Source organism: Cupriavidus sp. SW-Y-13 (assembly GCF_009793345.1).
GTDB lineage: Bacteria > Pseudomonadota > Gammaproteobacteria > Burkholderiales > Burkholderiaceae > Cupriavidus.
In genome coordinates, this window is the sequence record NZ_WHLX01000003.1 from 408,243 (window position 1) to 421,253 (window position 13,011).

Annotated in this window: 10 protein-coding genes and 1 pseudogene; 8 read left to right on the top strand and 3 right to left on the bottom strand. The window is 58.7% G+C overall.

Annotated elements, in window-relative coordinates:
- Nucleotides 1-242: 242 nt before the first annotated feature.
- From GA566_RS29390 to GA566_RS29405, 4 genes and pseudogenes are all read left to right on the top strand, one after another.
- Complete coding sequence (locus GA566_RS29390; RefSeq protein ID WP_370459386.1) at nucleotides 243-704, top strand: PRC-barrel domain-containing protein; 462 nt, start codon at nucleotides 243-245, stop codon at nucleotides 702-704.
- A gap of 138 nt (nucleotides 705-842) precedes the next feature.
- The gene (locus tag GA566_RS29395) at nucleotides 843-1,295 is read left to right on the top strand and encodes an NAD(P)(+) transhydrogenase (Re/Si-specific) subunit beta (protein WP_160475078.1); all 453 of its coding nucleotides are present in this window, start codon (nucleotides 843-845) and stop codon (nucleotides 1,293-1,295) included.
- A gap of 94 nt (nucleotides 1,296-1,389) precedes the next feature.
- Entirely contained in the window at nucleotides 1,390-1,578 is a 189-nt protein-coding gene (locus GA566_RS29400; protein ID WP_160475079.1) for a hypothetical protein, read from the top strand.
- Nucleotides 1,579-1,973: 395 nt separating this feature from the next.
- Nucleotides 1,974-2,755, top strand: a pseudogene (locus GA566_RS29405) (lysophospholipid acyltransferase family protein).
- Between the two features lie 1,590 nt (nucleotides 2,756-4,345).
- On the opposite strand, the gene GA566_RS29410 reads toward GA566_RS29405, so the two are convergent.
- A complete protein-coding gene (locus GA566_RS29410; protein ID WP_160475080.1) occupies nucleotides 4,346-4,618 on the bottom strand; it encodes a hypothetical protein in 273 nt (90 codons plus the stop codon).
- 1,534 nt (nucleotides 4,619-6,152) lie between these two features.
- On the opposite strand from GA566_RS29410, the gene GA566_RS29415 reads away from it, so the two are divergent.
- Together GA566_RS29415 and GA566_RS29420 are read left to right on the top strand one after the other, a co-directional pair.
- A complete protein-coding gene (locus GA566_RS29415) occupies nucleotides 6,153-7,142 on the top strand; it encodes a fatty acid desaturase (RefSeq protein ID WP_160475081.1) in 990 nt (329 codons plus the stop codon).
- Nucleotides 7,129-7,956, top strand: coding sequence for a phosphate/phosphite/phosphonate ABC transporter substrate-binding protein (locus tag GA566_RS29420; protein ID WP_237380912.1), 828 nt, complete (start codon nucleotides 7,129-7,131; stop codon nucleotides 7,954-7,956). Before GA566_RS29415 ends, GA566_RS29420 begins: the two co-directional genes overlap by 14 nt.
- A 2-nt stretch (nucleotides 7,957-7,958) precedes the next feature.
- Here the strand turns inward: GA566_RS29420 and GA566_RS29425 are convergent, their stop codons facing one another.
- Nucleotides 7,959-9,254, bottom strand: a complete 1,296-nt coding sequence (locus GA566_RS29425) for an LLM class flavin-dependent oxidoreductase (RefSeq protein ID WP_160475082.1) — start codon at nucleotides 9,252-9,254, stop codon at nucleotides 7,959-7,961.
- Between the two features lie 12 nt (nucleotides 9,255-9,266).
- Nucleotides 9,267-10,253, bottom strand: coding sequence for a tripartite tricarboxylate transporter substrate binding protein (locus GA566_RS29430; RefSeq protein WP_160475083.1), 987 nt, complete (start codon nucleotides 10,251-10,253; stop codon nucleotides 9,267-9,269).
- Between the two features lie 570 nt (nucleotides 10,254-10,823).
- Between GA566_RS29430 and GA566_RS29435 the strand changes: the two genes are divergently transcribed.
- Together GA566_RS29435 and GA566_RS29440 are read left to right on the top strand one after the other, a co-directional pair.
- Nucleotides 10,824-11,993: a zinc-dependent alcohol dehydrogenase gene (locus GA566_RS29435; protein ID WP_160475084.1), complete on the top strand. Its 1,170-nt coding sequence runs from the start codon at nucleotides 10,824-10,826 to the stop codon at nucleotides 11,991-11,993.
- Nucleotides 11,994-12,095: 102 nt separating this feature from the next.
- On the top strand, nucleotides 12,096-12,560 hold the full coding sequence (locus GA566_RS29440; protein ID WP_160475085.1) for a hemerythrin domain-containing protein: 465 nt from the start codon (nucleotides 12,096-12,098) through the stop codon (nucleotides 12,558-12,560).
- Nucleotides 12,561-13,011: the final 451 nt, after the last annotated feature.

The window sequence follows — 13,011 nt, forward strand, 5'->3', positions numbered from 1 at the left end:
CGCCGACCGGCTGTCAGCATCGTTCGATGCTTGCACCGTGGTTGTGCGCCTTCCGCAGTATCAAATGTCAGCGGAATATGTCTTGGCCAGTGGTCGACGGGGCACGCTACCGTACCGACGGGTCGCCGAATTCGTGTCAGCCTCGGCATGTTCATTTACCCATGCGTAAAAGTTGGCGAGGAACTCATCGTCCCATGCAGATCTGGACGCACCGACTTTTCGCGAAGTTCAGGAGTTGATTCGTGAATTCATTTGACCGTGCCGGAGGCAATGGTAGCCCGCGCGCAGCAATTCTCGGCGCCATCGATTCGAAGAACGAAGGGCCAGGTCCCTTCGTGATGGCCTCGGATACATTGCAAGATAACCCCGTCGTTAGTCCCAGCGGCGACAGGCTTGGTACTGTTAAACACATCATGCTTGACGTCGTCAATGGTCGTATCGCGTACGCAGTGCTGTCCTTCGGGGGACCCCTTGAGTTTGCCGAAAAGCTTTTCGCAGTGCCTTGGTCTGCCTTGACGCTTGATACGGCACGAAAGAAATTTCTATTGGGTATTGATAAGGCGAGGCTTGAGGGGGCACCGGGCTTTGATAAGGACCACTGGCCCAGTATGGCCGATCCGCAGTGGGGTAGTAGCATCCACGGATACTACGGCCTGTCACCGTACTGGAAAGACTACCGTTACGAACGAGAGGCCAATCCTTGATTTCGGACGAATTTTTGCGAGTGCCGGCGACATGCGAGCCGGCGCGGACCAGTTGCATAGCGAGGTGGAATCATGCGCACAGTGCTGTACTTCCGGCTTCGAAACGCGACTGTCGCAAGGAGTGTTCACGCCCGACTCATGGCCCTTCCTGCCTCCCCTGTGCGAGTAAAGGGTCCATGGTTCATTCACAGTGACGGTCATGCCATAGAGGGATTAAAAAATGCCGACTCGCATCAGACCACCTATCGTGGTGAATTCGGTGCCTTGGGCACCCTGTGCGGTGCCGTGTCAGCAACGCTTTCCCTAGTCTACTTGGGCAGCACTGGCGCGATTATCTTAACTATTCCCGCCTGCGTTGTCATAGGAGCAATGGGAGCGCTGATCGGCTGGTGGTTGGGGCGCTGGGTGGGGGGGCTCGTTCACCGTGGTCGCATCGCTCGAAGTCGAGCGAAATTGGTACTAGCCGAAACGCTGATGGTTGTCAGTTGCACTTCCGGAACCAAAGACTCGGTCAAGCTGATGATCACCGAGTTGGGTGGTGAAACTATCGGTGAACACAATAGAGTGCTGCCCGACTTCGATCGGGCATGAAGGACCGATATTGGCTGCACGAACCGGGAGAACGGCACCGGCAGCTCATATCGAAGAAAAGCTAACATTGAGAATGTTCATCGGAAGGATACCTATGAAATACGTTTCTGCACCGCCGATCCCTAGGACGCTCGTTCGCGTAGAGAAGAATCGCCACCCCGAACAGCCCGATGAAGGGCGCAAGACCGCACAATTGGGGCAGGATGATCCGATGAGCAATCAGCTTTCTGATTTGAGCAGCGACGACGATCCCGTGGAGCTGCTTCGGCTGCGGCGCCATTAGCGCCATCTCGTTGGAGCCTCGAGGCCGGCGACAACGTATCGTTCTGTGAAGGTAAGCAACACACCGTGTGAGTCCTAGGCCCAAGCGGCCCCAGGTTGTTCAAGTACTCTGGTCCGACGTCCGCGCGAGGTAGATGCGGCCGCTTCAGTTGTTCCGCTCACTATGCCGCCGTGGCGTGTCTTCAGTGAAGGAACGTAAATAACGTAGTGAGGGGATAAGCGGTGGAATCCCCGAATTTCTGGGCAATGATTAGCGATGCGGGCGACTTCAGGGACGATGGCCGGCTAGCGGTCAGTCGCTGCGGAACGTGCCAGTACCTGTCTTTCGGCTAGATCAATAAGCTAGCGAAAGCGGGATCGCCGAATCTGCCCCGCCCCCTATCGAGACTTCATGCCATGCAAACTTCGGATCTCAAGGGCAGAACGCTTCCCTTCTTGTTAAGGCTCCTTGCAGCGCTTCCATTGTCAGTTCTGCACGGGTTAGGACGCGCTCTCGGCTGCTTGGCGTTTGCGATACCGGGGCGATACCGCAGGAACCTTCAGGCAAACGCTGCTCAAGCTGGATTCGCAGATCCAGCTTTTGCGTGGAAGGCGGCGGGCGAAACCGGAGCAATGATGAGCGAGTTAGCGAAGATTTGGTTCAGAAGTCCAACATCTCTGTCCCGCGTTCAATGCGAAGACTGGGAGATAATTCAAGCCGCGCTGGCTGAAGGGCGAGGGCTTATTCTGCTGACTCCTCACCTGGGTTGTTTTGAACTAGCGGCCCGTTACGCTGCAGAGCGTATCCCCTTTACGATCATGTTCCGCCCACACCGGAAGGCGATTTTTCGTCAGTTGCTCGAATCTGTGCGGGATTCGTCCAGAATGACAGCAGTACCAGCGGTGTATGGGCGCCATTCTTCGGCAGGATGGCCTACACCATGACGTTGCCATGCAAGCTTGCGGCTCAAACTGGAGCACCGATGATCGTGGCTGCGGGTGAGCGCTTGCCAGCCGGACGCGGGTGGCGCATGCACGTCAAACGACTTGAGGGGCCCGTACCTGAAACCTCCGATGCACAGGCGGGATGGATCAATGCGGAGATGGAGGAAATGATTCTGCGTTTTCCCCATCAATATCTTTGGGGCTATAACCGTTACAAAACTCCCGCTCACGCCTCCCTCGCTCCAGATCGCTAACTCACGCACTCAGGTTGGTACGCGGGTAATGCGGTCTTTCGCGTCACGTATTGCATCTGACATCGCGAGTTCTCGCGTTGCAAAAGGCGCGCCTTCGTTCGAAAACGTATCCGCGCCGTCAATCGTATATGTCCAATGCCATGCGCCATACGTTCGCTCAGTCAGGGAGAAATTTATATGTCGCCCCATGTAAATTAGACTCTCAGCCATATTATGGTCCCCCGTCGCTACTAACAGTATTTTACTTCTGATAGTACGACAACTACGGATGCATTCTCAAATGCTTGTTTGCGTTGGGGGTGCACCGAGGGAGTGCCCGGTTTTTTCTGACGTAGCCTGCACTTATGCAGTCCTCTTATCAGTAGCTTGACGAAGGGGTGTCGGTGGGACCCTTGAGGAAGAGCGGTTCTCGAATGCAGTACGGTTCGCTCAATCGAACTCAGCCCAAGGCCAACGTGTGATAGAAGACATTGACAATCCTCAAGCGCATTCGAGAGTACAGCGAAGAGGGCGATCAGAGCTCGCATTCAGCGCCGATCTGTCGCCTTACTGGAGACCGAAGGCGGATCATTTTGGCCCACGCACAAGATCAACGGCGGATTTCCCGTAGTGGGAAGCTGCTTGTTGAGCGGCCGCTTTGGTAAAGTAGTCTTCCCCAAATGCTTTATCCTCGTCGTCGAGAGCGCCAAACATTGTTGCATCCTTCCTTGCTGAGCACCGTATAGCGAGCCGGTATTCCCATTTCGGACCGAGCCTCGGTACGACAGGATCGTTGGATTCAAATACGATCGTGTGTACATACATGCCCCTGTAGGCTAGGCACTCATGCTTCGCATGTATATCCATTTCTTTCTCAAGAGAAGGTGAAGGCAGTCGCTCTATCGGAAAATCATCACAACGCTTTATATTAATCGATATGGGCGCTAAGAAAAACCACGGCTATTGCACGGCGAAATTATCATGTTAATAAGTAATGCGTCGGATGTCGACAGGCCGGTCTAGACGCGCGGGAGGCAATCGTACGACAAAGGTGTGTGAAGTCCGGTCGGTCGATGAAAATGCCACCGATGTTATCGCCAAATATGACGACTTACTTTACGCTGATTTTCAGCCTGGTGGCCGTTATATTTTTTGTGGTCCTTTGTGCTTTTCAGCACCGCTCAGAGTCTTCGGATCGTTTTGCCTTTCTGCCATGGGGCTGGAAATTGACTTGAGATGATAAGGTGGACCCGTTGAGGATAAATAGCGCAGACATTTCCTAACGACGTGGCTGCTAAGTGACCTTTCTTATTTTCAGCTGCCGTCGGATTCCGTGCGACGCAGGGTTGTGGCATCCGGCAGCGAGTTGCTGCGGCGGTATCCGGAGCCTTTCGAGGACTTGTCCGAATGCGTTGAGGATATTAATTACTTCGGATGTAGGGCGACGTGCGAGTCGATTTGTCCCTCAAGGGCTGAAACTTGTTTTCTTAGGGATGTGGTCCCTGCACCGATCTGGTGGTCTCCTCTCCGCGGCATTTCGCTCTGAAGTGGAGGGAGCATCGGCATGGCCACCGGTGCTTACGGGGTCTCCGCGCGAGTCAGTTGTCGAACTCACTCAATTTCAAGCATGACGTTGACGATGCGCATTCCGAAAGATATAGCGGCTTGTTCTGCGGCGTCGCGAGTGAAAAAGTCCAGATCGTCTTCCCTCTCACTGTCAAAATCAATATTTATTGAGGGCACGGCGCTGCGTCCGACACCGACCATATATGCCCATTTTGGCCCCGGACATGCAAGGGCGCGCTCTTGCCGCAATTGAAACGCTATGGCGTGGATATAAAGGCCGCGGTGCGAAGTTGTGATCCAGCGTAGTCGTTGATCCATTCGGGAACCTTCTTGCCTAATAGGGGTACGCATATTGTTTTGACACGGAAGCTCTCAAGGCGGGCATGGAGCATGGTCGCAAATGTATCAAATAATGATATTTCCTCCCATCGGCCAAATGGTGGGGTCCGGCACGAGACGTTGCTTCATGAGGCTGGCATCGGAAGTGCACGACAAATGCGTTGCAGAGCGCATACAACGATCAAGACGGGAGCGGGCTCATCGCGCCGGTCACGAATGCCCCACGAGGCTTCAGACGGGATGGGGCTGGCCAATAGCGAGCGCATAAGGCTTCCCGCCGCAGCGGCGACCCTCACCGGTCGCAGATGGAATACTGGTAGTGGACTGGAGCCAGTCGGCTGACCACGGCCCGCCGCGGGGTGAGCGAAAGGGCGGCGCGATCTTTCCCGCCATACAGCAATATCAACTTTCACGCCTGAAAGTTGATGATCTACTTCACGTATAAAGTGATGGAAGTGCTTATTGGGTCTCTTTTTTAGGCGGCTGTCATGTCCGTGTGGCTTCGTCTCACGCGAGCGGACAATTGCCCCGCTTACAAGGAAAAACGTGCGATAGCCCCATCTCGGTGTGGATGTACAGCTTCGGTCTCGACAGCGAAAGCACCCGCTTAACCACCGCCGGCACCAGGTGTTTCAGTCCAGGGGACAGCCGGACATTCCAGCAATGGCTAACCATGCTGCGCAGTGAGGGAGCTCCAACGGGACCACCCTCGCAGCGCGGCGGATTTGGAGCGTTTGAGTTGACCGATGCAGGCCCTGCGGACGGTCGAGCACGGTCAATGCCTATGCGTTGCCAGAAGACGCCACGATTCGCGCCAGCTGGATTCTTGCTTGAGAACCGCAAGCATTAGGCCGAGGGGCAACCTGCGCCTCCTTGGCTCATATGCGATTCGCGAGTGGTGAGCGTTGATGCAGAAGCGTTCCACCTGCGCGCATCTATGACAGCAGCAATAAGGCATGGTAGTTCGCCGCGCGGGTCAGGTGGTAGGTGCTGATCGTGGCTATCGGGGCGTTAAGGCACGTGCTCCATCTTTCGGAGGACAATGCGCGCCGCCATCTGGCGCTAAAAAATGCGAGGCATGCTCCCAGTCCCACGCGCGACGACCTGCGGGTCGTCAGGCACGCATCGCGCTTTGCGTTCTTCCACCCCACGGGCTTCGTCAGCCTAGTGGTGGCCGCTACGACCGTTCGTCGTCCCTTTGGGGCGGGTATAGCGGATGGCGCAGCGCGGCGTACACCAAGATCACAGTGCAGATGGCCGTGAACCAGTCCAGCAGATCCATCATGGCAAGAATCCCCGTGCTTGTCGATGCTGCATCTTGTGGCCGTGGACACCCACCGCGTCAACGAAGCTTTCCGACTAAGCAAAACTGTTCAACGCGTGTGGCCGGCGCATGTGACGCCAAGCGGGCAGGGGGCATATCGTTATCGGCAATTGTTCGTTCCTGAGCGTGCACGGCCACCCGTATCCTCGGCCTTGGTTTCCTGTCCACGATTCACGAACGCGCCGAACGATGCCCCACTATCTCGACGATCTGCAGCGCAACGAGCTTGCGAGCGCGGCCCGACACTGGCTGTGGCGGACCGAGCTGCCGACATGGGCACTGGTCATTGCCGTGTATGCGTCCTGGTTCGGCGTGGCAATCCACACGCGGCAGCTCGGCTTGCCGCTGGCGTGCGTACTGCTGACGCTGTGCACCACGTGGTACCTGTCGCTGCAGCACGAATTGCTGCACGGACATCCCACCCGCCTGCCATGGCTGAATGCGCTTCTCGGTGCGGCACCGCTCGGTGTGTGGCTGCCCTATGCGCTGTACCGAAGGGGTCACCTGCAGCACCATGACGCCGACCTCACGCACCCCGTTGCCGATCCCGAAAGCTATTTTCTCGATGCCGACGCCTGGCAGGCCATGCCTCAGGCACGGCGTCGCATTTATGCGGCGCGCAACACGATGGCTGGCCGCATTCTGCTGCAACCGGCGTTCTCCATTGCATCCATCGCGATCGATGCGGCGCGCCGTGTCAGGGCAGGGGACTGGCGCGACCTGCCACCGTGGACGGCACATCTTACCGCGCTGGCCATGCTGCTGGCGTGGCTGCAGGTTCATTGCGGCATGCCGGCATGGCTGATGCTCGTGGGCGTTGCCTATCCCGCGCTATCGCTGGCGGCGATCCGGTCTTTCCAGGAGCATCGGGCCACCGACGCGGGCGAGACGCGCAGCGTGATCAACGACGCCGGTCTCGGCTGGCGCCTCCTGTTCCTGAACAACAACTACCACCTCGTGCATCACGATCTGCCGGCCGTGCCGTGGTTTGCGCTGGGGTGGGTCTATCGCCGCCGCGCGCACGACTACCTGACGCGCAACGACGGTTTCTTCGTGCAGGGCTATCGCGAGTGGCTGGTGCGCTACGCATGGCGCGCGGTGGCACCTGTGGTGCATCCGCGGTTCGACGCGATGCTGGACCTTCGCATCGAAGGAGCGGGCGATCATGGCGAGGCCTGAGCGCTGGGTGGCTGCGCTGCCCATGTACAACGTGTCGACACCGTTGCGTGACGACTGGCTACTGCTGATCGACCGCGTCGGCGATCTGTTGTCGCGCGCACGGTCACCGGTCAGGCTCGCGGCCGTGGACCCCGGCGAAGGCCCCGACGCGCTTCACGCCTTCTGGCGCCGCGACGACCTGCTGCTGTCGCAGACTTGCGGCTTTCCGCTGGTACACGGGCTGGCGTCATATGTGCGGCTGATCGGCACGCCACGCTTTTCTGTATCGGGCTGCCATCGGCAAACCTATCGCAGTGCCATTGTCGTGCGCGCGGCGGATGGACCGACGACGATCGCGGCATGCCGTGGGGCACGCGCTGCCTGCAACGGGCCAGACTCGCACAGCGGCATGAACGCGCTGCGGCACGTGGTTGCACCGCTTGCAAAGCATGGACGCTTCTTCGGCGACGTGCTGCACACCGGCTCTCATCTCGCATCGCTGGCAGCGGTCGGCGATGGCCGCGCGGACGTGGCGGCCATCGACTGCGTGACCCTGGCATTCGCTGCAGAACACCATCCGTCGCTGGTCACCGGTATCCACCAGATCGGCGTGACCCGGGCCGTTCCCGGACTGCCATTCATTGCGTCGCGGCGTGCCCGGATTTCTTTGGTGAGGCAGGTTCGCGCGGCACTACGGGAAACACTGCGCGACGACGCCGACCTTCGATCACGGCTTCACATGGACGATGTGGTACGGACGACTACGGCAGCGTATCTGCCGATTGCGTCGATGGCGCGGGACGCTCATCGGATGGGATACGGCAAGCTGGGCTGATGTTATTTTCCCGGTAGAAGTCCTGCCGGCGGCAGCGGCAGTCCTAGATGTTCGCGTAATGTGCGGCCCGCATAGTTGAGCCGGAAGACGCCGCGATCCTGCAAGATCGGCACGACCTCGCGCGTGAAATCTTCGAAGCCGCCGGGAAAGTACGCGGGCATGATATTGAATCCATCGGCCGCGCCAGCTTTTTCCCATTTGATCATGTGATCGGCCACCTGTTCGGCGGTGCCGACGACAATCTGGTGGCCGCGCGCACTGGCGACTAGATGATAGAGCTGACGCAGCGTCAGCCCGCGCTCGCGCGCCAACCTGATGAGCAGCGCACTGCGGCTGTGCACGACGACGTCGGTGGGCAAGGGCGGTAGCGGCGCGTCGAGTGCGAAGCCGGAGACATCGACGGCAAGTTGCTCGGCCAGGATCGCCAGCGCATTCGACTGGTCAGTAAAGGATTGCAGCAGCGCGAGCTTGTCATGGGCCTCTGCCTCGGTCGCGCCGATGATCGGCATCAGGCCCGGCATGATCAGGCAGTGACGCGGATCGCGTCCCGCTTCGGCCACCTGCTTGCGCAGGCCGCTGGCAAATTCGATGGCGGCGCCGAGATCCTGTTGTGCGGTGAAGACGACCTCAGCATGGCGTGCGGCCAATGCCTGCCCCGGCCCCGACGAGCCCGCCTGGATCAGCACGGGCTGACCCTGTTCACTGTTGGTGACATTGAGCGGGCCCGCCACCGAGAAATGCCGGCCCTCGTGATTCAGCGCGTGCATCTTTGACACATCGATATAGATGCCGCGCTCCTTGTCCTGCACGTACGGGTCCTGGTCCCAGGAACGCCAGAGTCCCTTAACTACCGCGACGAACTCTTCGGCTATGGCATAGCGCTCTGCATGGTCTGGGTGACGGCTGCGGCTGAAGTTCACTGAGCCATCCGCAAACGTGGTCACGATGTTCCATGCGGCTCGACCGTGCGACAGCTTGTCGACGGTCGCCAGGGTCCGCGCCAAGTTGAATGGCTCACTGTACGTCGTCGAGGCAGTGGCAGCCAAGCCGACATGGGTGGTCACCATCGACAACGCGGCGAGCATGGCCAGAGGATCGGGTCGCGTGATCATCGACGGGTGGGCGTCGGAAGAAGTCAGTAGCCGGTCTCCGAAGAACACCATGTCGAACTTTGCGCGTTCGGCGGCCTGCGTCATGCGCACCACGAGGTCGATGTTCTCGGTGCCGGATTCGGCGTCCGGAAAGCGCCAACCGGCTGCGTGATGCCCAGCCGCGAGTAGGAACAATCCAAGTTTCATAGTGGCTCCTGCTCAATTGCCCTGTGCCGCGTCCTTGACCACACGCGCGGCAATCTCATGCACCTGACGGATGCGCTTCGTGGTCTGTTCCGGTGTCAGCATCTGCACATCCACTTGCACGCGACTCAGGGCTTCAACGGTATGGGGCTCGGCCAGGATCTCGGCGAGCCATTGGCGCAGCTTTGCCAGCACGTCTGGCGGCACGCTGCGCGGTGCGGTGATAAAGAACGCGCCTGCCAGCGAGTCTTCCCAGTTCTTGATCCCGGCATCGCGGATGCTAGGCACGTTCGGTAGATCTGTCGAACGCGCACCGCCAAAGTAGGCGAGGGCGCGCAGCTTTCCCTGTTTGATGAATTGCGTGCTGAGCGGATCGAACACCACGTCCACGTGCCCGGCCACCACGTCGGCTACGGCCGGGGCGCTGCCCTTGTAGGGTACGTGGCGAATATCGACGCCAGCCAACGACTTGAGCAGTTCGCCGGCTAGGTGACCTGGTGTGCCATTGCCCGAACTGGCAAAGGTGAGCTTGCCAGGATTGGCGCGCGCGTAGGCGATCAACTCCGGTAGCGTGCGTATGGGTAGCGAGGGATTGATTGCCACGGTTGCGAGCGAGTTGCCGATGTACGCCACGGGCACGAGATCCTGGAACGGATCGAACTTCACGCTCATCAATTGCGGAGCGATAGCCAGATTTCCGATGGATGTATTCAGCAGCGTGTATCCGTCCGCAGGCGACGAGGCCACAAATCCGGCGCCGAGCGTGCCACCTGCGCCTGCCTTGTATTCGATGACTACTGGCTGTCCCGCCTTCTCGGCCAGCCGCTTCGAGATAATCCGAGCGACATTGTCATTGGTTCCGCCCGGTGTGTAGGGAACCACGTAGTTGATTGGCTTCGACGGAAAGGCTTGTTGGGCCGAGGCGGCCACTGTGCCCGCGTGGTACAAGGTGAGCACTACGAGTGCGGCGCGCAGGGATGCGGGAATAACGGGGAAACGCATGACGATCGAACTCAAGGGGATTGGATGCATGAGGGAAGGCCGACCATCGTAGGGCGATACAACTGGGTCCGGAACTGCCAATTCGTCATGTCGTTAGGCGTTCAGGTGATAAGTGGGTTCGGCCTTAAGTGTTGATCCGGCCGCTGGTACCACATCGCCGCCAAGTCACGCGTGGAGGTCACAAACGTCTCTACTGGTCAAAGACGGGAATGGGCAGGCTTGCAGCGCCAAATACTATCCCGTGATGGACGGGCGCCTCGGCTCCCGGTGGCCGTCTTGCGTTTTTGAGGGGTGCGGTTCAGATCGTTCATACCGCAGTTGCAGACACGATTGCGTCGTAGCGTCGTGGGCTGACAATGAATCCACCACCGGGGAAATCGGCAACTGATTTCGCGACTGCGGGACGACAAGACAATACTTCGGTTGTGCTTTCATGTCGTCGAATGGTTCTCGCTTCCCAGTTGTCGACTAGCGCGCAGCGGGCAGGCATGGTCAATGCGTGCGAGGACATCGCGCCGGGGCCGCGGCCACATGATGGCCTTGGCAATCAAGACTTGCCTGGAGCCGAATATGAAAGCCCTATGCTGGCATGGAAAACATGACATCCGCTGCGACACCGTTCCCGACCCGAGCATCGAGCACCCCCGCGATGCGATCATCAAAGTGACAAGTTGTGCCATCTGTGGCTCCGACCTTCATTTGTTTGATGGTTTCGTACCTGGCATGGAAAAGGGCGACATCATGGGTCACGAGTTCATGGGCGAAGTCGTGGAAGTGGGCGCGGAGAACAAGCGATTGAAGGTGGGAGACCGCGTTGTCGTCCCCTTCACTATCATTTGCGGCGAATGCGACCAGTGTCGCCGAGGCAATTTCTCGGTATGCGAGCGGACAAACCGCAATAAAGCCACTGCCGACAAAGTGTTCGGGCACTCCACTGCGGGATTGTTCGGATACACGCACTTAACTGGCGGTTATGCGGGCGGCCAAGCTGAGTTCGTACGCGTGCCATATGCCGACGTGGCACCGGTCACGATTCCGGAGGGCGTCAGCGACGAATCAGTGCTCTTTCTCGGCGATATCCTGCCCACGGGCTGGCAAGCGGCCGCTGTGTGCGAAATCCAGCCGGATGATATCGTTGCCGTTTGGGGTGCAGGCCCCGTGGGCCAATTCGCGATCCTGAGTGCGAAAATCATGGGCGCCCAACAAGTCATCGTCATCGACAACGTAGTCGAGCGCCTCGCCATGGCTCAGCAACTCGGTGCTTCACCGTTGAACTTCGACAGCGTCAACATTGTGGAGGCCCTGAATGAACTGACCCACGGCAAGGGGCCGGACAAGTGCATTGACGCGGTCGGCCTGGAAGCACATGCAACGGCCTCGCTCGATTCCGTCTACGACCGAATAAAGCAGGCGGTCATGCTGGAATCCGACCGTCCTCACGTATTGCGCGAGATGATTTACGTTTGCCGCCCCGCTGGCATTCTTTCAATTCCTGGCGTTTACGGCGGCCTAGTCGACAAAATCCCGATGGGGGCTCTAATGAACAAGGGCCTTACTCTCCGAACGGGGCAGACCCATGTGAACCGATGGACCGACGACCTTTTGCAACGCGTCCTCGACGGCCAGATCGATCCCACGTTCATCATCACGCACCGGGTCGCGTTAGAGAACGGTCCCGATATGTATAAGACGTTCCGCGACAAGCAGGACGGTTGCATAAAAGTCGTCATGACAATGTAGCGCTTCAGTTGTCAGCAGGTTGGAATGCGTCTTGCTGAGTAGGTGGGGGCGGCCGGTGATCTTGCCGCACCCAAACTTATAACTACCCCACCGCGAGATTTCATGGACAAATCCAAAGTACCCGTTGAACAGCGCGCCGCGCTGTCCCTGCTGGTGGACGATCACCGCAGCGTCAAGAAACTATTTAAGGCATTCCAGGAGTCAAAGAACGACGCTGAAAAGCGTTCAATCGCTTCCGAGACCTGTCAGCAATTGACAGTCCACGCGCAGATAGAAGAGGAAATTTTCTATCCTGCCCTGCGCGGCGCCAGCGGCAAGATCGATGACATGCTGGACGAGGCCAAAGTCGAGCACACAGTGGCGAAGGACTTGATCGCCCAGATTGAAGCCGGGACCAGCGAGATGCTGGAGGCTCACTACACGGTTTTGACCGAGTACGTGGGCCACCACGTAGAGGAAGAGGAAAGTGAGTTATTCCCGGCGGTGATTCGAGCCAAAGTCGATCTCAGAGACGTCGCACAACAACTCGAAGCGCGCAAGGCGGAACTTACCGGCCAACTGGCCTAATTCCCCTGTAGCGAACCGCAGTTCCGGAAGATGCCATCTATGATGCTGAGGCGCCATTGATTCCGCCGCAGCTGCGGCCACCGGCAACGTACTCCCCGCGTGAGCGCGGGGGGAAGGCGACCGCGGGGCCGTCAGTCAGTTAGTGGGGAGTCCGGAAATTGACATCCTCGGACTGTAAAAACAGGCCTCGCGGCTGCTCTGTTCGGCCGCGCCCGGTCGCAGCGGTCACACAGGCCCCTTTCCCTTTCCCCCAAAGTCTGCACTCAGCGTTCCGTTCAGTAGGGCAGGACAACACCTACACTCAACGCACGCGCGCGGGCAGCGCGGTACAGTCATCTAAACCGTGTCCTCCGCGAATAACAGAAGAGTCACCGGCAATCCTCCAAGTAATTCACATTGACGGCGCACCTGCAGCTTGCTTTCTCCACCGAAGCCTCTCACCGACACTAAT